General features: G+C 44.4%; 24 protein-coding genes. 1 reads left to right on the forward strand and 23 read right to left on the reverse strand.

Annotated elements, in window-relative coordinates:
• Window positions 1–6 precede the first annotated feature (6 nt).
• Entirely contained in the window at window positions 7–819 is an 813-nt protein-coding gene (locus tag NV379_RS20420; RefSeq protein ID WP_258209196.1) for a class I SAM-dependent methyltransferase, read from the reverse strand.
• A 133-nt stretch (window positions 820–952) separates the two neighbouring features.
• On the opposite strand from NV379_RS20420, the gene NV379_RS20425 reads away from it, so the two are divergent.
• Window positions 953–1,117 carry a hypothetical protein gene (locus NV379_RS20425; protein ID WP_258209197.1) on the forward strand — a complete coding sequence of 55 codons (165 nt, stop codon included), beginning with the start codon at window positions 953–955 and terminating at the stop codon, window positions 1,115–1,117.
• Between the two features lie 334 nt (window positions 1,118–1,451).
• Here the strand turns inward: NV379_RS20425 and argH are convergent, their stop codons facing one another.
• The 22 genes from argH to flgK form a co-directional block, all read right to left on the reverse strand.
• Entirely contained in the window at window positions 1,452–2,876 is a 1,425-nt protein-coding gene (argH, locus tag NV379_RS20430) for an argininosuccinate lyase (protein ID WP_258209198.1), read from the reverse strand.
• Window positions 2,877–3,130: 254 nt separating this feature from the next.
• Complete coding sequence (locus NV379_RS20435) at window positions 3,131–4,369, reverse strand: argininosuccinate synthase (RefSeq protein WP_258209199.1); 1,239 nt, start codon at window positions 4,367–4,369, stop codon at window positions 3,131–3,133.
• Between the two features lie 205 nt (window positions 4,370–4,574).
• Complete coding sequence (gene argF / locus NV379_RS20440) at window positions 4,575–5,531, reverse strand: ornithine carbamoyltransferase (RefSeq protein ID WP_258209200.1); 957 nt, start codon at window positions 5,529–5,531, stop codon at window positions 4,575–4,577.
• A 291-nt stretch (window positions 5,532–5,822) separates the two neighbouring features.
• Window positions 5,823–7,028, reverse strand: a complete 1,206-nt coding sequence (locus NV379_RS20445; protein WP_258209201.1) for an aspartate aminotransferase family protein — start codon at window positions 7,026–7,028, stop codon at window positions 5,823–5,825.
• A gap of 59 nt (window positions 7,029–7,087) precedes the next feature.
• Window positions 7,088–7,882 carry an acetylglutamate kinase gene (argB, locus tag NV379_RS20450; RefSeq protein ID WP_258209202.1) on the reverse strand — a complete coding sequence of 265 codons (795 nt, stop codon included), beginning with the start codon at window positions 7,880–7,882 and terminating at the stop codon, window positions 7,088–7,090.
• 207 nt (window positions 7,883–8,089) lie between these two features.
• Window positions 8,090–9,319 (reverse strand): bifunctional glutamate N-acetyltransferase/amino-acid acetyltransferase ArgJ, encoded by a 1,230-nt coding sequence (gene argJ, locus NV379_RS20455; protein WP_258209203.1) that lies wholly within the window; start codon window positions 9,317–9,319, stop codon window positions 8,090–8,092.
• 43 nt (window positions 9,320–9,362) lie between these two features.
• Window positions 9,363–10,421: an N-acetyl-gamma-glutamyl-phosphate reductase gene (gene argC, locus NV379_RS20460; RefSeq protein ID WP_258209204.1), complete on the reverse strand. Its 1,059-nt coding sequence runs from the start codon at window positions 10,419–10,421 to the stop codon at window positions 9,363–9,365.
• A 223-nt stretch (window positions 10,422–10,644) separates the two neighbouring features.
• Window positions 10,645–11,523 carry a YitT family protein gene (locus tag NV379_RS20465; RefSeq protein WP_258209205.1) on the reverse strand — a complete coding sequence of 293 codons (879 nt, stop codon included), beginning with the start codon at window positions 11,521–11,523 and terminating at the stop codon, window positions 10,645–10,647.
• 116 nt (window positions 11,524–11,639) lie between these two features.
• Window positions 11,640–12,747 (reverse strand): peptide chain release factor 2 gene (prfB, locus tag NV379_RS20470; RefSeq protein WP_258209206.1). Its coding sequence is split into 2 segments (ribosomal slippage): window positions 11,640–12,674 and window positions 12,676–12,747, totalling 1,107 coding nucleotides; the frame shifts between segments, so codons are not numbered across the junction.
• Window positions 12,748–12,875: 128 nt separating this feature from the next.
• On the reverse strand, window positions 12,876–15,386 hold the full coding sequence (gene secA / locus NV379_RS20475; RefSeq protein ID WP_258209207.1) for a preprotein translocase subunit SecA: 2,511 nt from the start codon (window positions 15,384–15,386) through the stop codon (window positions 12,876–12,878).
• A 180-nt stretch (window positions 15,387–15,566) separates the two neighbouring features.
• Entirely contained in the window at window positions 15,567–16,115 is a 549-nt protein-coding gene (hpf, locus tag NV379_RS20480; protein ID WP_258209208.1) for a ribosome hibernation-promoting factor, HPF/YfiA family, read from the reverse strand.
• 280 nt (window positions 16,116–16,395) lie between these two features.
• Window positions 16,396–16,725 (reverse strand): flagellar protein FliT, encoded by a 330-nt coding sequence (gene fliT, locus NV379_RS20485; protein WP_258209209.1) that lies wholly within the window; start codon window positions 16,723–16,725, stop codon window positions 16,396–16,398.
• Complete coding sequence (fliS, locus tag NV379_RS20490; protein WP_258209210.1) at window positions 16,718–17,122, reverse strand: flagellar export chaperone FliS; 405 nt, start codon at window positions 17,120–17,122, stop codon at window positions 16,718–16,720. Before fliS ends, fliT begins: the two co-directional genes overlap by 8 nt.
• 21 nt (window positions 17,123–17,143) lie before the next feature.
• The gene (gene fliD, locus NV379_RS20495; protein WP_258209211.1) at window positions 17,144–18,643 is read right to left on the reverse strand and encodes a flagellar filament capping protein FliD; all 1,500 of its coding nucleotides are present in this window, start codon (window positions 18,641–18,643) and stop codon (window positions 17,144–17,146) included.
• Between the two features lie 31 nt (window positions 18,644–18,674).
• Window positions 18,675–19,070, reverse strand: coding sequence for a flagellar protein FlaG (locus tag NV379_RS20500; RefSeq protein ID WP_258209212.1), 396 nt, complete (start codon window positions 19,068–19,070; stop codon window positions 18,675–18,677).
• A gap of 159 nt (window positions 19,071–19,229) precedes the next feature.
• Window positions 19,230–20,375: a flagellin N-terminal helical domain-containing protein gene (locus NV379_RS20505; RefSeq protein ID WP_258209213.1), complete on the reverse strand. Its 1,146-nt coding sequence runs from the start codon at window positions 20,373–20,375 to the stop codon at window positions 19,230–19,232.
• 234 nt (window positions 20,376–20,609) lie between these two features.
• Window positions 20,610–21,773, reverse strand: a complete 1,164-nt coding sequence (locus NV379_RS20510; RefSeq protein WP_258209214.1) for a flagellin N-terminal helical domain-containing protein — start codon at window positions 21,771–21,773, stop codon at window positions 20,610–20,612.
• A 138-nt stretch (window positions 21,774–21,911) separates the two neighbouring features.
• Window positions 21,912–22,136 (reverse strand): carbon storage regulator CsrA, encoded by a 225-nt coding sequence (gene csrA, locus NV379_RS20515; protein WP_258209215.1) that lies wholly within the window; start codon window positions 22,134–22,136, stop codon window positions 21,912–21,914.
• Window positions 22,130–22,603 (reverse strand): flagellar assembly protein FliW, encoded by a 474-nt coding sequence (gene fliW / locus NV379_RS20520; RefSeq protein WP_258209216.1) that lies wholly within the window; start codon window positions 22,601–22,603, stop codon window positions 22,130–22,132. The genes csrA and fliW overlap by 7 nt, the downstream gene beginning before the upstream one ends.
• An 83-nt stretch (window positions 22,604–22,686) precedes the next feature.
• Window positions 22,687–23,256, reverse strand: a complete 570-nt coding sequence (locus tag NV379_RS20525) for a DUF6470 family protein (protein WP_258209217.1) — start codon at window positions 23,254–23,256, stop codon at window positions 22,687–22,689.
• 28 nt (window positions 23,257–23,284) lie between these two features.
• Window positions 23,285–24,181 carry a flagellar hook-associated protein FlgL gene (flgL, locus tag NV379_RS20530; protein ID WP_258209218.1) on the reverse strand — a complete coding sequence of 299 codons (897 nt, stop codon included), beginning with the start codon at window positions 24,179–24,181 and terminating at the stop codon, window positions 23,285–23,287.
• Window positions 24,182–24,214: 33 nt separating this feature from the next.
• Window positions 24,215–25,777, reverse strand: coding sequence for a flagellar hook-associated protein FlgK (flgK, locus tag NV379_RS20535; protein ID WP_258209219.1), 1,563 nt, complete (start codon window positions 25,775–25,777; stop codon window positions 24,215–24,217).
• Window positions 25,778–25,791 lie beyond the last annotated feature (14 nt).

Consider the following 25,791-nt stretch of genomic DNA (forward strand, 5'->3'; position numbering starts at 1 on the left):
CCCTATTTACTTACGCTTACCGATATATAATAAGTGCGATCCAACACCTAGAATACTTGGATCAGCTGCCGCCTTATAGACTAATTCCATCATTCGGTTATACTCTTCACCCCCACGATCACGCCAATAATCGAACTGCTCCGGCTGCATGGCACCAGCAACACTGGATGAGCTAATCAGGTTTAATGTCTCAAACCCGCAAGACTCCATAAACGGCTTAATATCCTCGATTGCAAAATAGTACGCACCCGTGAACCGACCTTCATCCGCATGATTAAACGTCCCCTTTTCCAAAAAAGACTCGATGTTGTCGACATGATTATGCGGCTTCCAATGTTCAGGAAACATGAGCGATGTTGTTAAGAATTTAATCCGTGTCATGAATGCCACAAAGACAATGCCCTCTTGCTTGGTTACACGATGCAGCTCCTGTACAGCTTTAACCCGATCAACTTCTTCTTGCAAATGATAGAGTGGCCCTAGCATTAAAGCACTATCAAACTCGTTGTCTGGAAACTCTCCTAAATCGCGAGCATCTGCGGCAGCGAACCCTTGGAATTGATCGAAGAGATCAAGCTCTTGCGCTTTCTCACGCGCCACTTCAACAAGTCTTGGGGTGTAATCCGTAAGTGTTACGTTATATCCTGCACGCGCAAGCTCCATCGCATATTTCCCAGGACCCGCTCCATTGTCCAGCACATGACCCGACTGCGGTAAATACTTGCGCATGTAATGCCAATTCACGAGAAACTCGAGCGGCTCCCGATCCAAGCGTCCCCATTCATCGAATTTGTTATAGTAAGCCATCACTTTGTCCATCTTGATTCTCTCCTTTTTCTAAAAAATGAATAAATTGAATACAAATTTTTAAAAGATTATACTTTATTTTAACAATAATAGGTAATAGATTTATAAAAAATTCCATTGAGACAGACAAATCGAGAAGATTTCCATGAAATTCAAATGGATGCTAAGCTTCATATTGCTACTTACTCTAGTTGGATGCTCTATTGAAAGCAGAACGATATTCTCAGGTGAAGGCGAGTATTGGAAAGCCGCATTCCTATTTGTGGTTGACGATCAAGGGGTAGTTAATGAATCGATCAGTGAAGTATAAGAATGACGATTCTCCTTATGAGGATCCTGTAGAAATTTACTATAAATCTGCTGCTGGAAGCCTCCGAAGTAGCGGGTTAAGACTTAAAGACAATTTCCTTCACAAAAAATCAAGAAGTCAAGGTACCGCCAAGCTTACTCATGCAAATAAAATTCAGCTTGTGATTAAATGGGAGTCCAAGACGGAAGAGATTGTCCTAATTGCCCCGCCTCCCAGTACAAAAAATAGGTTCTTACTCATTTAAATCAGACACTTTTAAATCAAAAAAAGACACTCTCATGAAATGAAAGTGTCTTTTTCTATGTTAACCCACATTCAATTTGAATCCTGGGACCTAAACGGACTTATTAGAGCGTTCCAAGTACTCTTCCACCCAAGTGCCTGTTTCGACAATTGCAGCCTCTGCACGGCTAATTGCGGCGTTTACCTGAGGTGCTGCTGTACCACCATAGACATTACGTGCATTCACTACCGCTTCAGGTTGAAGCACATCGTAAATTCGCTCATCGAACAACTCAGAGAACTGCAAGAACTCTTCTAGCGTCAGATCAAGGAGGAACTTGCCATTCTGGATGCAATACAGCACCGTCTTACCGATCACTTCATGCGCATCACGGAACGGAAGACCTTTGTTCACGAGGAAATCCGCAATGTCTGTCGCATTGGAGAAGTCTTGATTCACAGCTTGACGCATGCGGTCTTTGTTCACTTTCATCGTCGCAACCATTGGCGCGAATAATTGAAGAGCACCCTGCAGCGTGCGAACGGTGTCGAACATGCCTTCTTTGTCTTCCTGCATGTCCTTGTTATAGGCAAGCGGAAGGGACTTAAGCACCGTCAGCAAGCCAACGAGATTTCCGTACACACGTCCTGTCTTACCACGAACAAGCTCAGCAACGTCTGGGTTTTTTTTCTGCGGCATAATGGACGATCCTGTGCAGAATGCATCATCAAGTTCGATAAAACCAAATTCTGTACTCATCCATAGTACCATCTCTTCACTGAGGCGGGACAAGTGCATCATCAGTGTAGACGCAGCACCTAGGAATTCGATAATGAAATCACGGTCACTCACCGCATCCAAGGAATTCTCATATACACCGTCAAATCCAAGCAATTCCGCCGTATAATGACGATCGATTGGGAAAGTTGTGCCTGCTAATGCGCCAGCACCAAGTGGAAGCACGTTAATACGCTTGTAGCTGTCCTTAAGGCGATCTATATCACGTTGGAACATCGATACATATGCCATCAAGTGATGAGCAAGTAAAATCGGCTGTGCGCGTTGCAGATGCGTATATCCCGGTACGATTGTGTCGATGTTTGCTTTTGCTTGTGCGATTAGCGCTTCCTGCAGCTTTTGCAGTAGTCCCACGAACTCGACCACACGCTTACGCAAGTACAAATGCATATCTGTCGCCACTTGGTCATTACGAGAACGTCCTGTATGAAGCTTACCGCCAACTGGTCCAATCAAGTCGATTAACGTCTTTTCAATGTTCATGTGAATGTCTTCGTTCGCAATTGTGTATTCGAGTTCACCTTTGCGGATCATCGCTAATACTTGCTGCAATCCATCCTTAATCTTCGCAACATCTTCTAGTGGCAAAATGCCGCATTTGCCAAGCATCGTGACATGCGCCATTGAACCTTGAATATCTTCTTCTGCTAACTCTTTATCGAATGTGATCGAAGCTGTATACTCCTCCACGAGTTGATCCGTCTTCTTCGTAAAACGACCGCCCCATAACTTGCTCATGTCCATCTCTCCCTGCTATCTTGTTCAAAATAACGGAAAAGCGACCTGCCATAAGCAGTTCGCCCCCTATTATGTGTTTAAAAAGTCGGGACACTGCGAAGAAAAAGAGTACTTCCGGTCGCTGTCTCAATCGTGAATTCTCAATTAATTTAAAGGTAATTTCACGATTTCAAAGGCGAACGCTTCGCTCCTCCAGCACTCTCTTTCTTCTCCGTTTAACTTTTTGAACACATGTTATCATTTACGTTTATTTCTTATTTCTTCGCATTTTGTTCCACGCCAGAAGATACTTTCAAGCGAAGTGCATTCAGACGAATGAATCCTGTTGCATCCCCTTGATCGTATGCTTGTGTTGGATCTGCTTCCATTGTTGCAATATCTGGATTATATAAAGACACAGGGCTCTTCACACCTGCAGTAATGACGTTGCCTTTGTACAATTTCAAACGAACTGTACCACTCACGTTGCGCTGACTCTCGGTTACCAAAGCTTGCAAAGCTAAACGCTCAGGAGCAAACCAGAAACCATTGTATACGAGTGTGCTGTACTTGGAGATCAAGGAATCACGAAGATGCATCACATCACGATCCATCGTCAAGGATTCCATCACACGGTGAGCTGCGAACAGGATTGTACCGCCTGGTGTTTCATACACGCCACGACTCTTCATGCCGACAAAACGGTTCTCCACCATGTCCACGCGTCCCACACCATGCTTACCACCGATTTCGTTCAGTTTCTCCATGACTTCAAGCGGGCTGTAGGACTCGTTGTTAATCGTTACGCAATCGCCTTTTTCAAAACCTAAATCAAGGTATTCAGCTTGATCCGGCGCATCTTCAGGTGATACGGACATCACGAACATGTCTTTGTTGGACTCTGCACTTGAATCGAACCAAGGATCTTCTAACATACCACTCTCAAAGGAGATATGAAGCAAGTTACGGTCTGTGGAGTACGGCTTCGCTGCGGAAGCAGTTACTTTAATACCATGTTTCTCTGCATATGCGATCATCTCTGCACGTCCAGGGAATTGCTCACGGAATGACTCTAAACGCCAAGGCGCGATTACTTGTAAATCAGGTGCTAGAGCAGCTACACCAAGCTCGAAACGTACTTGGTCATTCCCTTTTCCAGTTGCGCCATGTGCGATTGCTGTTGCGCCTTCTGCACGAGCGATTTCAACCATACGTTTCGCGATAAGCGGACGAGCGATGGATGTGCCAAGCAAGTATTGACCTTCATACAATGCGCCGGATTGGAACATCGGATAGATGAAATCAGATGCGAACTCTGCACGTAGGTCGTCAATGTACACTTTAGATGCGCCTGTTGCTAGTGCTTTTTCTTCTAGACCGTCTAATTCTTCTTTTTGTCCGATGTCTGCTGTGAATGCGATGATTTCAGCGTCGTAAGTTTCTTTTAACCATTTTAAGATGATAGATGTATCAAGACCGCCTGAGTAGGCGAGTACTATTTTCTGTTTAGCCATAATGTTTTGCTCCCCCTAATTTGTTTCGTTCATCATGAGCGTGGTAGCCACTTCAGAGAAAGGAAATTCTTCCGGTCGCTGTCTCAATCGTGAAATTTGAATTGGATTAATGGTATGTTCACGATTTCAAAGGCGAACGCTAACACTCCTACAGAACATCCTTTCTCTTACGTTCTACTGTGGCGCTATTCATTCACTAACCAAATTACATAATCGCTGCCATGATGGCTTTTTGTGCATGGAGACGGTTTTCAGCTTGATCAAAAATGATGGAGTGCTTGCCGTCGATGACACCTGCGCTTACTTCTTCGCCGCGGTGTGCGGGTAGGCAGTGCATGAACAGGTAGTCGGATTTCGCGTACTTCGCTAAGTCTTCGTTGACTTGGAAGTTGCTGAATGCGATCTCACGTTTCGCTTGTTCCGCTTCAAAGCCCATGCTTGCCCATACGTCGGTATAGACAACGTCTGCACCTTCCATCGCTTCACGCGGGTCGTGGCAGACATGAATCTTGGCACCTGTTGTTTTTGCTGTTTCTACAGCAAGTTTGACCATCTCTGGGTCTGGCTCGTAACCAACTGGTGTTGCAACGCTGCAATCTATGCCTAGCTTACTTGCACCAACCATCAGGGAGTGCACCATGTTGTTGCCGTCGCCGATGTAGGTTATTTTCAAACCTTTAAGCTTACCTTTATGTTCAAGGATGGTCATATAGTCTGTTAACGCCTGGCATGGATGGGACAAGTCGGTTAGTCCGTTGATGACGGGTACTGTTGCGCCGCGCGCTAGATCAACGACATTGCGGTGTCCATACGTACGAATCATGATGCCGTCCAAGTAACGGGACATGGTCTGAGCTGTATCCCAGATCGTCTCACCGCGTCCTAGTTGGATGTCGTTCTTACTTAGGAACAACGCCTGACCGCCAAGTTGATACATCCCTACTTCGAAGGAAACACGCGTGCGTGTGGACGATTTTTCAAAAATCATCCCTAAGGATTTGCCTTTCAAGAGATGGTGTTGCTCTCCTGCTTTTTGTTTGGCTTTGAGATCTATCGCAAGCTGGACCAGGTACTCGAGTTCTTCTGGTGTATAGTCAACCAATGCAAGAAAATCGCGTCCTTTCAGCCCTAATGCTAGTTCGTTTTCGATTAAAACGCTCATTGGATTCATCCTTTCGGGGAAGGGGTGCGTGCTCAAAACTCAGGTCACTGCGGATATAAAATACACTTACGGTCGCTCTCTCAATCGTGAAATTTTTGATTAGATCAGATGGTATTTTCACGATTTCAAAGGCGAACACTTCGTTCCTCCGGTGCATTTTATCTCCTTCGTTTGAGTTTTGATCACGGTTAGGTTGGTATAATTTAAAAGCAAGTGCTCAAAATTTTCCGATGGAAAATTTCTGTAAGCGCTAATTGCTTTTTTCTTTAAAATTAGAGTTTTGAATTCAACTTATTTCACGTCAACTGCAAGAGCTGCAGCTTTTTCAGCGAAGACTTCGCAGAGAATGTCTAGTCCTTGATCGAGATCCTCTTGTGGGATAGTCATAGCTGGGACGACGCGAATGACGTTTGGTCCGGCAGGGACGACTAGGACGCCACGCGCGTGGACTTCGCTGATGATATCCGCTACTGGTTCGTTGCATACGATACCGAGCAGTAAGCCTTTGCCGCGAACAGTCGATACAAGTGGGTTGCCTGCTAATTTCTCAGTTAGCTTCGCTAGCATATATTCGCCGATTTCAGCTCCGCGTTCAACCAAGTTTTCTTCTAGCATTGTTTCCATTGTTGCTACGCCAGCTGCCATAGCTGTAGGCACACCACCGAAGGTCGTGCCGTGCACACCTGCTGTGTAAGCAGGGATTAGTTTGGCTTTACCAAGCATTGCACCGATTGGGAAGCCGCTGCCTAAGCCTTTTGCAAGGGTAATGACGTCTGGTTCAATGCCATAATGTTCATAGGCGAATAACTTGCCCGTACGTCCCATGCCCGTCTGAATCTCATCCACGATTAATAGAATGTCTTGTTCCTCGCACAATTGTGCAAGCTGTTGAACGAATGTCAGATCCGCCGGGATGACACCGCCCTCACCTTGAATCATCTCTACCATAACAGCACAAGTACGATCACTTAGAAGCGTACGAACAGACTCAATATCGTTATAATCCGCATATACAAAGCCCTCAGGAAGCGGCAAGAAGCCTTCTTGTACTTTCGCTTGCCCTGTTGCTGTAAGAGTTGCTAACGTACGACCGTGGAACGACTGTTTGAATGTGATGATCTCATAACGATCTGTCCCTTGAACTTTCTGCGCATAACGACGTGCAATTTTGATTGCCGCCTCATTCGCCTCTGCACCTGTGGAGCAGAAGAACGCTGCATCCATGCAACTGTTCTCCACTAACAATTGTGCTAAGCGCTCTTGATGTGGTAAATAAAATAAGTTACAACCATGCCATAGCTCATCAAGTTGTGCGACTAACTTCGCTTTCACTTTCGGATGAACGTGGCCAAGGTTTGTCACCGCCAGCCCACACATAAGATCGATATATTCCTTTCCCGTATCATCCCATAATCGGCTGCCCTGCCCCTTCACCAGCTTAATTGGAAACTTTGAAAAAAGCGGAAATAAGTAGCTTTGCTTCTCCTCTTGACCCATCGCTCATCCCTCCATATTTAGGTCGGGTATACCCCGATTTATAGTGAATTGTTTTGTTTTTATTTGTTCAAAATGCGTGTGCCAATCGCCTCGCCGCTAAGTACACGAGAGAGCACCTGTGGCTCTTCGCCCTGGACGATCACGACTTCTTCTACATCACCTTGAATGCACTGAATCGCTGCTCCTACTTTCGGGATCATCCCGCCGTAAATATCACCGCTTGCGATCATTTCTTCAATCTCTGCCACCGTCACTTGCGGCAATACTGTCTTCACACCGTCAATCGGCTTCATAATGCCTGGCACGTCCGTTACAACGATCATTCGCTTCACGCCAATCCGAGATGCAACAGCACCTGCTGCTGTGTCAGCATTGATGTTATATCGCTGTGTGCCATCTGCGCTAATGCCGACTGGCGCGATAACCGGCATATAGCCCATCTCCATGATTCCTTCAACTAGCTCACGGTTTACTGCAGACACATCACCGACTAATCCAACCTCTTGCGTATTCGCAACAGGCACCGCTTCAATCAGTCCACCGTCCACACCACTGACTCCGAGTGCCTTCGCACCCGAGATACCGATGCGGCGAACGATTTCTTTGTTGATGCGACCCGCGAGCACCATCTCAACGACATCGAGTACTGCTTCATTCGTAACACGCAACCCACCGACAAATTCAGTCGTAATCGCAAGTTGCTCGAGCGTCTCCGAGATCGCAGGACCACCACCATGTACAATTACGGGCATATGTCCGTTTTGCTGAAGATCATGTAGATCATCGAAAAAGGTTTGCGGTAATGCCGCAAGTGTAGAACCGCCGCATTTCATTACAAAAGACTGTTTGTTCATTCGGCAATACTCTCCTAACATGCGAGTGTGCTGCAGAGAAAGGAAATGCTTACGGTCGCTGTCTCAATCGTGAAAGTTTTGAATTGGATTAATGGTATTTTCACGATTTCAAAGGCGATCACTTCGTTCCTCCAGCACATCCTTTCTCTTTCGCATCCATGTTTTGTGCGTATACATTCACTAAACATTTTCTTCCTTCAAAAACAATTAAGTTCGATATGCGGCATTGATCCGCACGTAGTCATATGTTAAGTCACAGCCCCATGCTGTAGCATTGCCTTCACCGTTGTTCAATTGCACATAAATCTGTACGAGGTCACCCTTCAAGTACTCTGTCGCAGCCGCATCATCGAATGAAACTGGACGAGATTGTGTAAGCACCGTGTAGTCACCTACGTTAATGTCTACTGTGTTTACATCCACCGGCTGCCCAGCGCGACCAATTGCCGCGATAATACGTCCCCAGTTCGCATCTGCGCCAAAGCAAGCAGACTTCACTAGGCTGGAACCTACAACCGTTTTCGCAATGGCGCGAGCTGCATTCATTGTCACTGCACCGCTGACGTTCACCTCAATCAGCTTAGTTGCACCTTCGCCATCGCGTGCGATTGCTTTCGCTAAGTATTCCGATACGTAGCGGAAGCCTGCTGCGAACGCATCCCAGTCAGGATGCGCTGGACTTAACGGCTCACTGTGATCCGCAAGCCCGCTCGCTAGCACGACGACCATGTCGTTCGTGCTTGTGTCACCATCCACGGTAATCATATTAAACGTGGAATCGGTCATTTCACCGAGCAGCCCTTGCAGGTGCTCAGGAGCAATCTTCGCGTCGGTTGTCATGAAACCGAGCATCGTTGCCATGTTCGGGTGAATCATACCCGAACCTTTGGCTGCCCCGGCAATGTGTACGACATTGCCGCCTACACTTACGCGGACGCATGTCATCTTCTGCACAAGATCCGTTGTGAGGATCGCCTGACAGAAGTCTTCGCCGCCGTCCGCGGTAAGCTTCGCTGGCAAGTCTACGACGCCAGCGTTTACTTTGTCCATCGGCAACAACTCGCCGATGACGCCTGTAGATGCAACGCCAACGAGCGTTGCATCTACCCCGAGCGCCGCCGCGAAGCCGGCACGCATCTGGCGAGCGTCGGCTTCGCCCTGCTCGCCCGTGCAAGCATTGGCATTGCCGCTGTTCACGAGCAATGCCTGAAGCATGCCGCTGGAGCTAGCCACACTCTCCTGCGTCACCTTCAGCGGCGCCGCTTGGAACGCGTTCAGCGTATACACGCCTGCCGCCGCTGCCGGCACTTCACATACGATCGCGCCAAGATCATGGCGACCGTTCTTCTTCAGTCCGCAGTGCAGTCCGCCTGTGATGAATCCTTTTGGCGTCGTAACCGTGCCTTCGGGTAGTACTGTAAACAATTCCCCAGCCATATGTCCTCTCTCCAATCCCATTCCATCATCTATACGTTCATTTTTAAGGATAAATCGGTGTAAAATGTAGGCCTGTCGTCTCGTCCCAGCCCATCATCAAATTCAAATTCTGAATCGCTTGACCTGCAGCGCCTTTGACCACATTATCGATTGTCGCAATGATCGTAATCCGACCCGTACGCGCATCATAGTTAAAGCCGATATCGCAATAGTTCGAGCCTGTCACATGCTTCGTTGCCGGCCAAGTTCCTGTACGCCTTACACGCACGAACTTGCGCCCCTCGTAATATTGGTTATACAGCTCAACAAAGTCTGTATCGCTGTGTTCGCCAACGACTTTCGCATACATCGTTGCCATAATCCCGCGCGTCATCGGAACTAAATGTGTCGTAAATGTTGTCGTTACCGGACGATCTGCAATACGGCTAAGCGCCTGTTCAATCTCTGGAATATGTTGATGCTTATTTAATTTATAAGCGATTAAGTTCTCATTCACTTCGGAGTAATGTGCACTCAAGTTTAATCCACGACCTGCGCCAGATACACCAGACTTCGCATCAATAATGATCGAATCGGGATCAACCCAACCTGCCTGAATGGCAGGAATTAATCCCAGCAGCGTCGCAGTCGGGAAACATCCTGGGTTAGAAAGTAACCTTGTAGTCTCCGTTACCTCATTGCCCCAAACTTCGCATAGTCCATACACGGCTTCTACCAAGTAATTCTCATCTGCGGCTTTGTGTTTGTACCACTGCTCGTAGGAAGCCGGATTTTTCAATCGGAAGTCACCGGAAATATCAATCACTTTAAGACCCGCTTCAATTAACTTCGGAGCAAGTTCAGCCGCTACACCCGCAGGGGTCGGCAGGAACACCACGTCCGCCTTTTGCGCGATCAGATCTACATCTACGCCATCCAAGTTATCGAGCATAATCTCTGTCAAATGCGGAAACCCGTCTGCTATCGGAACACCTGCACTAGACGAAGAAATCACGGACGTAATCTCCACATTCGGATGTGCTAGCAGCAAGCGGATTAGCTCCACCCCGCCGTAACCTGTTGACCCAACAATTGCAACACGAACCTTCTGATTCACTCCCATATGAACCCCTGCCTCCCCCGCAGAAACATTATTTCTCTAAAATAACTCTGATTTATATATGTAAATTAATAATTGTGATTTTTAAAAACTATGTATTATTATACATACGACGGTATAATAATTCAATGACTATTTTGTTACCAAATTCGCCTTATTTCATAGGCATTTTGGCATACAAAAAAAGCCGATCTCCTTTTGAAAGGAAATCGACTTTTATACAGCTCTATGCATGATGATGTTTAAAACCTTCACCCAATACTTCCTGTGCATCTGTAAAAATAACAAAGGCTTGCGGATCAATAGCCTTGACCAACACCTTCAACTTCATTACTTCGCTTTGCGAAACGACGACCATGAACACATTACGAGTTGTGCCTGTATAACCACCCGCCGCCTCTAATTGGGTTAAACCACGATCTAGATCATAAAGAATCGCTTCTTTCATCTCTTCTTGCTTATCCGTGATGATGTAAGCCACTTTCGATACACTTAGACCAACTTGTACAATGTCAATCACTTTACTTGTAACATAAAGACCGATGAGTGCATAAAGCGCATTTTCCCAGGAGATAAGAATCCCTGCCATTAAAATAACTAAGCCATCGAACATCGCCACACAAACGCCTAGAGAGCGCCCCGTGTACTTATGTACAATTTGCGCAGCCACCGTAAATCCGCCTGTAGAACCGCGACCGCGGAACGTAATCCCTACACCAAGCCCTACACCAATACCACCATACACCGATGCAAGCAGCATATTTGACGTAGGTACTGGCAGACCTTTGGTCATCAGTACAAAGAATGGAAGCAGCACAGTTCCAGCCGCCACTTTAATGCCGTACTTCTTGCCGAGTAGAACCGCACCTAGAATAAATAAAGGAATATTAAAAAACCACTGTGTCATCGCAGGCTCAAATCCGAATACGACTTGTAAAATAGTTGAAACCCCTGATATCCCGCCCGATGCAATCTTATTCGGGTTCAGGAACATATTAAATGCACACGCAAGCACAAAGCATCCTATTGTGAGCTGCGCATACTCCCAAGCCGTATGCATCGGTGAGCCTGGCTTAATTCGTGGTTCAGTCTGTCTCTTTGCCATCTTGTCCACACCCCATACCATAGAAAATCCTACACCATACTGTGTAGGATTTTACTTATCTCTAATAAAATATCCGATTCGAGCATGTTCTAAATGTTGGAGCACATGCTCAATGATTAGTCGTGTTTAATTTGCAAGCGAAGGAAAGCATCAATGAATGCATCCAGATCGCCGTCCATCACAGCGCCTACATTCCCCGTCTCCACACTCGTCCGATGGTCTTTAACCATGGAATAAGGATGGAATACATAAGAGCGGATCTGTGCACCCCAAGCGATGTCCGTCTGTTCACCACGAATCTCAGCCAGATGCTTCAGCTGTTCTTCAATCTTCTTCTCGTAGAGCTTAGAGCGAAGCATCTTCATCGCACGTTCCCGGTTCTTGATCTGGGAGCGTTCTGTCTGACACGTTACAACAATGCCCGATGGCATATGCGTCATCCGTACCGCGGAATCCGTCGTATTGATGTGCTGACCACCAGCACCCGATGCACGGTATACATCCACTTTAAGATCTTCTGTACGAATTTCAACCTCTACATCATCATCAATCTCCGGCATCACATCACACGATACGAAGGATGTATGACGACGACCAGAGGAATCGAACGGCGAGATCCGTACAAGACGGTGGACGCCTTTTTCAGCCTTCAAGTAGCCATAAGCATTAAAGCCCTTAATCAGTAGCGTCACGCTCTTCACGCCTGCCTCATCACCTGGGAGATAGTTGAGTACTTCAACCTTGAAGTCACGTTTCTCTGCCCAGCGGCGATACATGCGAAGAAGCATCTCCGCCCAGTCTTGAGACTCCGTACCACCCGCACCTGGATGCAATTCAAGAATCGCATTCAGCTTATCGTAAGGTTGGTTAAGAAGCAGCTGCAAGTCAAAGCTCGCAAGCTTCGCTGTCAGCCCTTGTACAGCCTGTGCCACTTCCGCAGCCATGTCTTCATCCGACTCTTCTTCTGCAAGCTGAGCCATCAGATCGAGATCATCATATTCACCCGACATGCCATTAAACTGATCAACAACCGCTTTTACCACATTAATATCGGCAATTAACTTCTGTGCCTTTACATTATCGTCCCAGAAATCAGGTGCACTCATCTTCTCTTCAAAATCTTCGACCATCTCAAGCTTATGATCTAAGTCAAAGAGACCCCCTAAGTTCAGTTAATCGCTTCGCAATTCCTCGTAAACCATGCTTTACCTCTGGATCCAGCATCGTGAGCACCTCTTTGCACGCAAAGGTTCGTTAGATCTACCTACTAACCCTGAAGGGCTGCGGCTGCTAACGAACCTTTTGCTAATAATAGTTGTTATGTTTTATTCTAACCACTCGCTACTGAAAAATTAGCTGCCGTGGCATTGCTTAAATTTCTTACCGCTGCCACATGGGCAAGGATCATTGCGACCAATACGATCACTGTCATCGCGTTGTACCGGTCTCTTGCCAGCAGATTCAGCTTTAGGATCAACCGCTTGACCCTCTACAACTGCTTGACGCTCAAGGTTGCTTTCCATGTGTGCTCTCATAATGTATGTCGCAACTTCATCTTGGATACTTTCAACCATCTCGCCGAACATTTCGAAGCCTTCGAATTGGTATTCGCGAAGTGGATCTGTACCGCCGTAAGCACGAAGGTGAATACCTTGACGAAGCTGATCCATTGCATCAATGTGATCCATCCACTTGCTGTCTACTGCACGTAGCACAACAACTTTCTCGAACTCACGCATGTTATCAGCGCCGATCATCTCTTCACGCTCATCGTACTTCTTCTTCACAAGCTCTTTCAGAAGTTCAACGATTTCGTCTGCTTCTTTACCCCAGATCATCTTCTCGTCAACTGCTTCTTCACCCAGCATGTTGTTATTCATGTATTCCGCAACAGCTTCCAAATCCCATTCTTCCGGAATTTGATCGCCTGGGCAGTGTACCTTCACGATACGCTCAATCGCAGAATCAATCATACCCTCTGCAATGGCACGAATGTTCTCGGACTCGAGTACCTCGCGGCGTTGCTTATAAATAATTTCACGTTGTTGGTTCATCACATCATCATATTGAAGAACGACTTTACGAACGTCAAAGTTATTACCTTCGACACGTTTTTGTGCGCCTTCAATTGCGCGGCTTACTAGGCGGCTCTCAATCGGCTGGTCTTCTTCCATGCCCATTTTGTCCATAATCGCCATGATGTTCTCTGCACCGAATCTGCGCATCAAATCATCTTCTAATGAGATATAGAATTGGGACGCACCCGCGTCACCTTGACGACCTGCACGACCACGAAGCTGGTTATCAATACGACGGCTCTCATGACGCTCTGTACCGATAATGTACAATCCGCCAAACCCTTCTACGTCATCACCAAGCTTAATGTCCGTACCACGACCTGCCATGTTCGTCGCAATCGTAACTGCACCGGCTTGACCTGCCATGGATACAATCTCAGCTTCTTCTTCATGGTACTTCGCATTCAATACTTTATGTTTGATGCCCTTGCGCTTGAGCATTTCCGATAACAATTCGGAGTTCTCAATCGATACTGTACCGACAAGGACAGGTTGGTTTTCCTTATGACGCTCCACAATCTCATTCACTACCGCTGTGAACTTTCCTTTTACCGACTTATAAACCGTATCTGGCTTATCTTGACGAATCATCGGACGGTTCGTTGGCACAACGATACACTCAAGACCGTAGATCTTCTTGAACTCTTCTTCCTCTGTCTTCGCTGTACCTGTCATACCCGAAAGTTTGCGGTACATACGGAAGTAGTTCTGGAATGTAATCGTCGCAAGTGTCATACTCTCGTTCTGAACTTGCAATGCTTCCTTCGCTTCAATCGCTTGGTGCAAGCCATCACTATAACGACGACCTGTCATCATACGACCTGTGAATTCATCAATAATGATGATCTCATCGTCACTGACTACATAATCCACATCGCGCTTCATGATCGCATGTGCTTTTAGCGCTTGTGTAAGATGGTGGTTAAGTTGAACGTTCTGATGATCGAATAAGTTATCAATGCCAAATGCACGCTCAGACTTCGCCACACCCGCTTCAGTAAGCGCAACTGCACGTACTTTAATATCGATTGTGTAGTCTTCCTCTTCCTTCAGACGGCTCACAAAGCGATCTGCTGCATAGTACATATCTGTAGATTTCGCTGCTTGTCCAGAAATAATAAGCGGTGTTCTCGCTTCATCGACTAGAATGGAGTCCACTTCATCGATTACTGCAAAATATAATGGGCGCTGTACCATCTGCTCCTTATAGAGCACCATGTTATCGCGTAAATAGTCAAAGCCATACTCATTGTTCGTACCGTAAGTAATATCACATGCGTAAGCTTCCTGCTTCTCTTCATGCGACAGTTCGTGCAAGTTCACACCGACTGTAAGGCCAAGGAACTCATAAATCTGACCCATTTCGCCGCTATCACGTGTTGCCAAGTAATCATTGACCGTAACTACGTGTACACCACGACCAAGCAAAGCATTTAAGTAAACCGGCAGGGTACCTACCAGTGTTTTACCTTCCCCTGTACGCATCTCTGCGATCTGGCCTTCGTGAAGCACCATACCCCCGACAAGCTGTACATCATAGTGGCGTTTACCAAGCACACGCTTAGACGCCTCACGAACCACTGCGAATGCTTCCGGTAGCAATTCGTCCAGTGTTTCTCCTTTTTCAATACGTTCACGGAATTCAACCGTCTTGTTTCTCAATTCTTCGTCCGATAAACCTGTAAATTGAGGCTCGATCGAATTAATGTGATCTACCACTTTTAACATTCGTTTGATTTCCCGTTCGTTGGAATCACCGAATATTTTCTTTACTAATCCTAGCATGGGCGAACCCCTTCCTACAAAAAACAGTTTGCATAAATTGTAACAGTTTAGCAGGCTAGTCGCAACAAACGATACATGATTTAACAGTGCTCATTTTTTTCCTATAGCAATAAATTTCATCTGTTATTCACACAGAAAGAAAAAAGCTCGATCCCACAATCAGGGACCAAGCTTTCCTATCTATCGTACGGCTGGTTCAATCAAACCGTATTTACCATCATCACGACGATACACAACACTTACTTGCTGCGAATCTGTATTAGAGAAAACGAAGAAATTATGACCTATTAAATTCATTTGAAGAATCGCTTCTTCTATGTCCATCGGTTTAAAATCGAATTGTTTCGTACGCACCACTTCAAGTTCATCCTCTTCCTCATAAGAGTTCGGGGATACTTCCATTTTGAAAAGATCGCGTTTGCCACCTTCACTTCGAATAATGCGGTTTGTTTTTGTTTTGTGTTTGCGAATTTGTCTCTCAAGCTTGTCTACCACAAGATCAATCGATGCGTACATATCGCTATGCTTGACTTCAGCACGTAGGATCACACCTTGCAGTGGAATCGTCACCTCAACAATATGCATACCTTTCACAACGTTCATTGTTACATTCACTTCATTTGTAAGGGGGGCCTCAAAATATCTTTCGAGCCTGCTCAACTTCTTCTCAACGTAGTCCCTCAGGGCTGTCGTAACCTCTAGATGTTCTCCACGGATATTGAATTTCATAGTAATTCCTCCCTTCTGTCTACATTATACTATATTCCGCACCTGACTTCAAAAAACCTTAACAATTAAAAACATTTCATCCACAAAGCTATTCACAACTTGTTCAAACATTTTTAATAGTCATCCACATGTGGAAAAAAGCTGATTTTGGCGGGTTTTTATCACTTACCAACAGAGTTATACACAGAGTTATCCACATTGTACACAGGGTGTGAATAAGTGGGGATGAATTCTGTTCACAAAAAAACTCCTACGGTCAATTAACCAATAGGAGTTCAATCTATTTTCGCTTATCAAAAAAGACGCTTTCCTGATCGAAGCTAGATTCATACATATTTCGCTGCATGCGAGCCGTGTCCATCTTAGAAATCCCCTGACTCGCCTCTAATCGAAGCTGCTCCATCCTTGTTGCAATTAGAACATCATAGGATTGCACTTTTAATACTCGCTCACACTGCTGTGAAGTAGGATCCTGATCATAACCATTCAACTGAACGACAATATGATCGCGGCTCTCTATGAACTCCTCTAAATCATCTGAATCTGCAAATTGCAAACGGGTAAGCATGTCTTCTGTTAATTCTTCTAATTGTGTAATCCAACTATCCATGAGTTACAACTCCAGGTGTGCCTGTAGCAGCAATTTTTGCAGCTTGAAACCATGTTTCTTTTAATTCTATAAGATAGTTTAGCACTTCTTCAGCAGGCTCGATCTGTTTCTTCACGTTAGCTTCAATAAGCCGTTGAAGGTAGTATTCATACAAAGGCATTAACTGTTCCGCAATTGGGGAGTTTTGATCCAAGGTCACCATAAATTCTTTAATGATGTCTTGTGTCCGATATAAATTGCGATTCGCATCCTCATACTGATGATTTTTCATCGCTTCAATGGCAAGCCTTGTAAAGCGCACCGCTCCGTCACACAGCATAATGAGAAGTTGAGCAGGCGTCGCAGTCTGTACAGCTGTTTCCAAATAACGATTCTTCTGAAGTTGTGAATTTATCATGTGGATCCCCCTAAATAACTATTATCCCCCAAATTGACTTAACAAGTTGCTTCCTTGGGCATTCAATTTACTAATTGCAGCTTCCATTGCCGCAAATTTTCTATAATATCGATCTTCCGCTTGCTTCAGTTTTGCATTGCCAGCCGTAATGTCTTCCTTCACACGACGTAGTTGAAGACCAATTGTACTTTCATCTGAAGCATCAATACCAACCGAGCTTAATCCAGAACGACTTTTAATTTTATCAAGCGAATTCTTCATATCTGCATACATGCGATCAGCCAGACCACTGCTAGATTTATCATTGCCCCCATCACCTGGAGCAGCAAATATGTGTGCAATGGCATCTGGATTCGCCTCAATCGCTTTGCGAAGCTTGTCCTCATCCACATATAGCTTTCCGTTATCTAAATAACTTCCACTCGAAATACCAATGGAAGATAACGTGTTATATCTTGGATCTCCTCCACTAACGCTGCTTACCGCGGATAGACGTAATTTGCTAATCGCATCGCTAAGAATATCATCATTCTTTAGCATACCACTTCTAGCTTTTTCTTCCCACTTCTTAACTTCATCTTCCTTCATCGCTTTGCGTTGATCGTCAGTAAGAGGTTTATAATCACGATATTTGGCTTCGCCGACCTTATCTTGAAGAGCTTTTAACATCTCGTTAAAATCTTTGACAAAATCTTTGACTGCGTTAACAATACCATCTGTATCCGTAGTCACATTAATCGTAGTTGTTGCCGTACTATTCGTCTTTATTGTAATTTCTGTTCCATTCACGTTGAATGTATTACTTTTTTGCTTCATAGGTACACCATTAATCGTAGCTTCTGCATTCGAACCCGTCTTTATTGTCCCTGACATACCCAGTGTCTGTGTTAAGAAATCACCAGATAGCTTCATCTCTTCACTAGGTACCTTTTCGCCTGTTGTCTTCGAACTTAAGGTAAGCTTTCCTGTCAATGAGTTATACGCAGCGTTCATATCCGTAGTGAGGTTAATTTTTCGAATGACATCATTCAAAGATTCCTTCTCTCCGAATTTCACCTCTTTACCATTAATCTTAAATACTCGATTCTCCTCTTTACTCAAATCAACAGGTTTATTACCTAATTGAGAAGCGAGCGGCAAATTAGGGTTAAAGTCCTTGCTTACCGTACGTAAATCTAAGACACCCTCCATTGATTCTGGAGTAGCGATTTTCGTATTCGTAACCGTTATCGCACCTGCAAAAGAAGCGCCAGTTGCCTTAGCTGATAATGAGCTTGCATCCGTTCCGCTGATAGATGTTGTTCTCGCAGCAAATGTACTCTGCAACCGATACTTATGTAATTTACTATCATGGAATTCCAAGATCTTGGAATTTATGTTCCGATAATCTTCCCTTGCCCACTGCAAAGTTTGTTTCTTCTGGAACAGCTTATTCACAGGCTGTCTATTTGCCTTCAACAATTTTTGAACTTCCTCATCTGTATTTATTCCAGAAGCCAAACCACCAATACGATCCACCATCTACTATTCCTCCTCCGATTAAATATAAAATTTATCTTCTCTCATCTACTAGTAAACCAGCCATTTCCCATACCTTTGCTAGAAAATCAAGATTTTTCTCTGGGGGGATCTCACGAATGATTTTTCCAGAATCATTATCAATCACCTTGACCATAATTTGCTTTGTCTTCTCGTGAACCGAGAAATTCAATGACGTTGAAGTACCCTGAACAGCTTTAATAGCCCGATCAATAGCCTTAATTAGTTGCTCCTCACTAACCGGAATCGGTTGCCCTTGTGCAACGGCATTCTTCAACTCCGTTGATGTTGAAATCTGCTGAATACGAATTCCATCATTGGTAGCCAACATTTGACTTGCAGCGTCAACTGAGGCTTTCTCTGAACCAGTTGGTGAACCCGAGTTTCCACCTGAAAAATTTACATTCATAACGATACCCCCCACCTCGATATATAAGTACTATATATATCGGAAGATCGGACAATCGATATTAGATCATTTTTTAGTAAACGGATTAAAAATTACCTATTTCCAAAAAGAAAAGAGACTCTAGTCCTACTAGAGCCTCTTTGACATTAAGTTTTATGATTAGCGTAGCAATTGAAGTACGCCTTGTGGCTGTTGGTTAGCTTGTGCAAGCATCGCTTGAGCCGCTTGAGTCAAGATGTTGTTCTTCGTGAATTGCATCATTTCATTCGCCATATCTACGTCACGAATACGGGATTCTGCAGCAGATAGGTTCTCAGAAGTAGCACCTAAGTTGTTGATTGTGTGCTCTAGGCGATTTTGGTTTGCACCTAGCTTGGAACGCTCAACCGATACTGTATTTAAAGCGTCATTAATCGTTGTAATTGCGCGGTCAGCAGCTTTTTGAGTGGAGATGTTAACACCTTTGGAGTCATCTTGTACATCTGCTACAACAGCCGCATGTGCTGCACCTAGTTGACCATCATCTATGGTTCCTGCCGCTGATCCATCTGTCTTCACATCTAGCCCAGCGTCTTGAAGCGCTTTTAGCACATCAGCTTTTGTAGCAGTAACAGCACCACTAGCATCTTGTGCTAATTTTAAAGTTACATTCCCATTTTTATCTACTGTTGCGGTAGTTTCATTAACGTCTTTACCTGCATCGGCTCCAATTTGAATATTAATTGCATCGACATTATCAGAATTAGTTACGATTACCCCAAGGTCAGCAAGTGTTGTCTCTTTACCTTCAAAACCAGACACACCCAACTTTGAGTTACTCATATCATTAATTGTCAGCTTAATGTTCTGACCAGAGTTTGCACCGATATGGAACGTCTTATCGTCGAAATCACCGTTCAATACTTTTTGGTTATTGAACTCTGTATCTGTGGAGATACGCTTGATTTCTTTGGAAAGCTCGTCCACCTCAGCTTGTAACTTCTGACGATCAACACCTTCGTTTGTGTCAGTTGCAGATTGAACTGCAAGCTCACGCATACGTTGCAAGATGCTGTGTGTTTCTGTTAATGCACCTTCTGCTGTTTGAATCAAGGAAATACCGTCTTGTGCATTCTTAGTTGCCATGTCCAAACCACGGATCTGACCGCGCATTTTTTCGGAGATTGCTAGACCTGCTGCATCGTCTCCTGCACGGTTAATTTTCAATCCTGAAGATAGTTTTTCCAAGTTTTTTGCGGAAGCTCCTGTGTTCACACCTAACTGACGGTGTGTGTTCATTGCTGCTAAGTTGTGATTGATAATCATCTTGTTCTTCCTCCTTGAAGTAAGTAATTTGTATCCCCCACATCCTTGTGGAGTGTTCGCGATAATAATAAGCCCGGCCTTAATTTGTCAATACTTCTATTCATCGCGCTTACCCCTTTATCGTCACTCCTTACTTCTAATTGAAGATAATTTCTCACATATGTGAAAGTAAAATAATTCAGAAAAAAAAGAGACCTTAGATAAACTAAGGTCTCCCGTGCTTTTCAATTAAGATTAACGAAGCAATTGAAGAACGCCTTGTGGCTGTTGGTTCGCTTGAGCCAACATTGCTTGAGCTGCTTGAGTCAAGATGTTGTTCTTCGTGAAGTTCATCATTTCTTTTGCCATGTCTACGTCACGAATACGGGATTCAGCAGCAGATAGGTTCTCGGAAGTAGCTCCCAAGTTGTTGATTGTGTGCTCAAGACGGTTTTGGTTTGCACCAAGCTTGGAGCGCTCAACTGATACATTGTTAAGAGCGTTGTTGATTGTTGTGATCGCTTTGTCAGCTGCAAATTGAGTCGAGATGTTAACACCGATTGTATCATTTTTAATATCTGCAGCTGCAATATTATCGCCAGTAGCTTTTGTAGGATCAACAAGACCACCTAAAGCACCAGTTCCTATAGCATCAACATCTAACTTTTTCAAAGCGTCAAGAACATCTTGTTCCGTTGCAGTTACAGCACCTGCAGCTCCAGTAGTACCTTTAGCTTGTGCTAAAGTAATTGTAATGTTTCCATCTTTATCTCTAGTTGCAGTTGTCTTTTCCACTGCAGCATTATCTTTAGCAGTTGTATCAGCAAAACTAATATCATACGCTGCATTATCATGATTTACAATTGAAATATTTGTTCCAGTAACTGGAGTTGTCTTACCATCGTAACCATTCACACCAAGTGAAATGTTGCTCATATCATTGATTGTAAGCTTGATGTTTTGACCGGAGTTTGCACCAATATGGAAAGTCTTATCTTTGAATTCACCGTTCAATACTTTTTGGTTATTAAACTCTGTATCCGTGGAAATACGTTTGATTTCTTTGGAAAGCTCATTAACTTCAGCTTGTAACTTCTGACGGTCAACGCCTTCGTTCGTATCAGTTGAGGATTGAACCGCAAGTTCACGCATACGTTGTAGAATGCTGTGAGTTTCTGTCAAAGCACCTTCAGCTGTTTGAATTAGGGAAATACCATCTTGAGCATTCTTAGTAGCCATGTCCAAACCACGGATTTGACCGCGCATTTTTTCGGAGATTGCTAGACCTGCAGCGTCATCGCCAGCACGGTTGATTTTAAGACCTGAGGATAATTTCTCAAGGTTCTTCGCAGAAGCACCAGTGTTAACACCTAGTTGACGGTGTGTGTTCATTGCAGCTAAGTTGTGGTTAATAATCATTATTTTCTTCCTCCTTGAAGGTGTCTGTTAGTACCCCACATCCTTGCGGGGCCCTCACGACTTACTAAGGTCGGCCGCCCTCGTAAATCGTTTATACTTATTTATCGTACTATCCTCTTTAGAAATGAAGATCAAAATTTATTTTTTATCAAAAATTTTTAAATCTAGAGGATTAACGATCGTTCTTGCCGCTTCTTGATTCGATTGTTGAATAGCAAGGAACACTTCTTGCCGATAAATGTCGATATGCTTCGGGGCGTTGATCCCAATGCGAACAGAATCACCCTCTGTGTCCAGAATAGTTACCTCGATGTTCCCATCTATGACGATCGTCTCCCCTTTCTTACGAGATAACACTAGCATGTGGATTCACCGGCTTTCGTGGGTGATTTCGCATCTGATGTCACTTGAATAAGAGAGTGCTTGGTTGTGTAAGAGGTCTGGTGCAGCACAATCTGCTTACCCTTGCGTCTAACTGGATTTATTATAATTGGAGCTAATAGGTTCATTGTCGCACTTTGCAAGCTTTCCTGCACTGTTACAATCACGCGCACTTGTACATCCGCAGGTACACTGACTTCAAGTTCAGCTTGTGCTGCTTCACTCAATTCAAACTCATAGTCGCCGTAGAATTGAAAGGGATCTGCCATTAAGAAACTCACTTCTGCGCTGTCAACACTCTGTAGATAAGCAAATGGCAAACTCTCGTCTGGCACAACGACTATAAAGTTCGTTAATTCTTCAAAACCAGGTAGTCCATGGGAAAATTCAATCATTCGTTCTTCTGTTATGTTCATTTCACCAAAATGTATAGTATCAATTGTTAGCACCAAGATCATCTCCTAGTATCAAGTTATCTTCATATAAAAAATAGCCATAGACTCTCATCTATCGCTAATTATACCTGATCTGATCACTTCATCACATCAATCTGTGGTGGCGTGAACTGAATTTGTTGATATTGAATCATATAAATATCTAGTATACCGCTTCGGTTATTCATAATTGGCTTGTTGACCTGCGTTTCAATAGATAGCTGACCATCTTGCACCTGAATGTCCGGCTTATGCGCGATATAATTGATATCTACATTATCGAAGGATGCATCTCCGCAGTAATTGAACTCATTAAATCGTATCGGAGCAAAATGTGCTAGCTCGACAAAAGCATCCGCTTTATTCTGAATAGCTGCCATTCGATTCCCCTCATCTACGATGCGAGCAATGCCTTCCATCCCAACACGCCGAGCTTCTTGATAGATACTATTCATCATTTTTAAATGACCGCCTGTACCGTATGCATCCCATGCTCGGCTTTGGTCAATATGTAACTCACCATTCTCTGAATTTATATTCAGCTTAGGAGGTGTAGTCTTGATTTCCATCGTTGCACGCGGCTGCTCGAAATCTAACACACCACGATTAGCAACAATACCTAACTTCGCATTCTGCGTCTGAATTTGAACAACAGGGAATGAAACCATAAACTACCCTCCTAGCTACTAAATTCGATTATCTTAAGAAATCAACAAGACTTGGCTGAATAATTTTCGATCCTGCGGATAGTGAAGCTTGATAAATATTCTCATTTTCTTTCATATGCAAAATGACTTCCGACATATCAGCATCTTCTGTCTTAGATCGAAGACTGGTCAAATTGAGATTGATGTCAGCCAAGCGATCTTGAGATAGCTCAATACGATTCGCTTTTGCGCCAATATCCGCTCTTGTCTCAAGATTCTTATCGATACGACTATCGAATCTTGTTAACATGTCCGATATTGCAACGGAATCTACGGGCACTGCCGTAAGCTTTGCACTTAAATCTTTTAGGATTTGAAAGGCATTGTCGCTCCCAGGTTCTCCAAACACTTCATTACCTGTTATATTAACGCCCATCGTAACGCCGACGCCTGTTTCTATTTTGATAATACCGTTATCTGTCGATTCATCAAATGCTTTTGCCTCAGTGTATGGTTTTACATCGGTCTTCTCACCATTAAACACATACTTACCATTAAATTGACTATTGCCTATCGTAACTAATTGACTATAGAGCTGCTTAATTTCACTATTAATCGCATCAAGCGCCGTATCTGGATTCGGGCTGTTCGATGCATTAACCGTTAATTCCCGCGCACGATCCAATACTTTACCCACTTGGCTCATCATCGTATCCGAATAATCCAACCATGAGATTGCGTTATCCACGTTCTTCTCGTACTGATCATTCACCGACAACTCGTTGCGGTAGCGCATAGAGAAGCTGATTCCAACGGGATCATCGGAAGGTTTGTTAATTTTTTGGCCAGTGGATAGCTGGTTTTGATAGATTTGTGATCTGTTCAGGTTTCTGTTCAGGTTCGTAAGTAGCTGTGAACTCAGCATGTTCTGCGTGACTCTAGCCATCTATATACCTCCTACAAGTTCAAGTTCGAAAGATTATCTGCCTACGACACCCATGCTGTTAATGACCTTATCCAGCACTTGATCGTATGTTGTCATAGCACGTGCCGCTGCATTATAAGCATGTTGAAATTTAATTAAATTCGCCATTTCCTCGTCGAGTGAAACGCCGCTTACTGCCTGGCGATAGGATTCAATTTGCTGAACCAGCAAGTCTTGGTTTACTGTCTGACGCTTCGCTTCTTGGCTAAGTACCCCGATACTGCCAACAACAGAGCGTAAGTATTCATCCAAAGTACCTGCATTCAGAACCGCGGTTCCTGTATTGCCTGGATCATAATCGAACTTCATATCTTTCATCCCTGCCATGAGAAGAGCAAGGGAGTTATTCCCGGATACGACTTTCTCTACACCGCCATCCATATAAGTACGCATGGAGGATGCAATTTTACCAACGTCTGCAACGATAGCTGGGTTAACCGTAATGCTCTCTGCATTAATTTCGGTTGCCCCTGGCTTCATTGTGAAGAACACGCCGCCTGCGGACAATGTTTTCTCACCGGTATAACCGAGCTGGTGCAGCTGGTTAAATCCTTTTACCGTAACTTCTGTATCTTTAGTAAGCGTTCCTGATACACCGTCAACGACAACGCCTCTAGGGATTACACTGCCTGCTGGAAGCGTTACTTTAATATCTCCGCCAACGAAAGTCTTCACCATGTTGTCTAATTGATCACGGTAGCTCTTCACAAGCGTATCGCGAGAATACACAAGTCCATATACTTCACCACTATTTAACGTGCCACCCTGCACACTCGTTACTAGGAAGTCGCCCGTTACTTCAACTGCTGGCTCTGTATCTGCCGAGTTAAGTAGTTCAACTCCACCCATTGTGATGTTATAACCTGTCGAATCTTCTACCATCTCGATATTAACAATTTTCGACATGTCATCCATGAGCACATCACGCTGGTCACGAAGATCATTCGCGTTATCGCCCAAGCCTTCAATGCGGTAAATTTCTTTATTTAAGTTCGCAACTTGACCCAATAGAGAGTCAACCTGTTTCGCTTTTACGTTGATGTTATCGGTTAAATCTTTTTCAAAATCTTTAAGCTGTGTTGCTGTATGATTAAAAGCCTCTGTCATCGCGAGCGCGCTTTCCTTCACAACTGCACGTGCACTTAGATTCTCAGGCGCTTTACTTAGTTCTTGCCATGAATTCCAGAAATTTTGGATAACTTGACGAACCCCGGAGTCGGACGGTTCATTCACAATGTTCTCAAGCTTCTCAAGCGCAAGTTTCTTCGTTGTCCACTCACCCAAGCCTTTATTCTCATTGTAGTATTGATGATCCAAGAATTGATCGCGGATTCGATTGATATGGTCAAACTCAACACCTTGTCCCATCTGACCGGGAACGGTGCTGCGCATCATGCCGTACGCTTCAAGCGGGCTGGACGCAACCATATTTACGACTTGTCTGGAAAATCCGCGTGTGTTCACATTGGAAATGTTATGTCCCGTTGTTTGCAAAGCGGCTTGTTGCGTGAACAAACTGCGCTTCGATATTTCGAGTCCTGTAAATGTTGATCTCATGAGGATACCCCTTC

The sequence above is a fragment of the Paenibacillus radicibacter genome (assembly GCF_024721995.1).
Classification (GTDB): domain Bacteria; phylum Bacillota; class Bacilli; order Paenibacillales; family NBRC-103111; genus Paenibacillus_AM; species Paenibacillus_AM radicibacter.

Excerpts from the sequence above, each read along its gene's own strand:
- fliT (WP_258209209.1), bottom strand. The coding sequence starts at position 16,725 with ATGGATAGTTGGATTACACAATTAGAAGAATTAACAGAAGACATGCTT.
- NV379_RS20435 (WP_258209199.1), bottom strand. The coding sequence starts at position 4,369 with ATGGCTAAACAGAAAATAGTACTCGCCTACTCAGGCGGTCTTGATACA.
- argF (WP_258209200.1), bottom strand. The coding sequence starts at position 5,531 with ATGAGCGTTTTAATCGAAAACGAACTAGCATTAGGGCTGAAAGGACGC.
- fliS (WP_258209210.1), bottom strand. The coding sequence starts at position 17,122 with ATGATAAATTCACAACTTCAGAAGAATCGTTATTTGGAAACAGCTGTA.
- hpf (WP_258209208.1), bottom strand. The coding sequence starts at position 16,115 with ATGAAATTCAATATCCGTGGAGAACATCTAGAGGTTACGACAGCCCTG.
- NV379_RS20445 (WP_258209201.1), bottom strand. The coding sequence starts at position 7,028 with ATGGGTCAAGAGGAGAAGCAAAGCTACTTATTTCCGCTTTTTTCAAAG.
- argB (WP_258209202.1), bottom strand. The coding sequence starts at position 7,882 with ATGAACAAACAGTCTTTTGTAATGAAATGCGGCGGTTCTACACTTGCG.
- NV379_RS20420 (WP_258209196.1), bottom strand. The coding sequence starts at position 819 with ATGGACAAAGTGATGGCTTACTATAACAAATTCGATGAATGGGGACGC.
- NV379_RS20505 (WP_258209213.1), bottom strand. The coding sequence starts at position 20,375 with ATGATTATCAATCACAACTTAGCAGCAATGAACACACACCGTCAGTTA.
- argH (WP_258209198.1), bottom strand. The coding sequence starts at position 2,876 with ATGAGCAAGTTATGGGGCGGTCGTTTTACGAAGAAGACGGATCAACTC.
- csrA (WP_258209215.1), bottom strand. The coding sequence starts at position 22,136 with ATGCTAGTGTTATCTCGTAAGAAAGGGGAGACGATCGTCATAGATGGG.
- NV379_RS20425 (WP_258209197.1), top strand. The coding sequence starts at position 953 with ATGAAATTCAAATGGATGCTAAGCTTCATATTGCTACTTACTCTAGTT.
- NV379_RS20465 (WP_258209205.1), bottom strand. The coding sequence starts at position 11,523 with ATGGCAAAGAGACAGACTGAACCACGAATTAAGCCAGGCTCACCGATG.
- flgL (WP_258209218.1), bottom strand. The coding sequence starts at position 24,181 with ATGGCTAGAGTCACGCAGAACATGCTGAGTTCACAGCTACTTACGAAC.
- NV379_RS20525 (WP_258209217.1), bottom strand. The coding sequence starts at position 23,256 with ATGGTTTCATTCCCTGTTGTTCAAATTCAGACGCAGAATGCGAAGTTA.
- flgK (WP_258209219.1), bottom strand. The coding sequence starts at position 25,777 with ATGAGATCAACATTTACAGGACTCGAAATATCGAAGCGCAGTTTGTTC.
- argC (WP_258209204.1), bottom strand. The coding sequence starts at position 10,421 with ATGGGAGTGAATCAGAAGGTTCGTGTTGCAATTGTTGGGTCAACAGGT.
- NV379_RS20510 (WP_258209214.1), bottom strand. The coding sequence starts at position 21,773 with ATGATTATTAACCACAACTTAGCTGCAATGAACACACACCGTCAACTA.
- secA (WP_258209207.1), bottom strand. The coding sequence starts at position 15,386 with ATGCTAGGATTAGTAAAGAAAATATTCGGTGATTCCAACGAACGGGAA.
- NV379_RS20500 (WP_258209212.1), bottom strand. The coding sequence starts at position 19,070 with ATGAATGTAAATTTTTCAGGTGGAAACTCGGGTTCACCAACTGGTTCA.
- argJ (WP_258209203.1), bottom strand. The coding sequence starts at position 9,319 with ATGGCTGGGGAATTGTTTACAGTACTACCCGAAGGCACGGTTACGACG.
- fliD (WP_258209211.1), bottom strand. The coding sequence starts at position 18,643 with ATGGTGGATCGTATTGGTGGTTTGGCTTCTGGAATAAATACAGATGAG.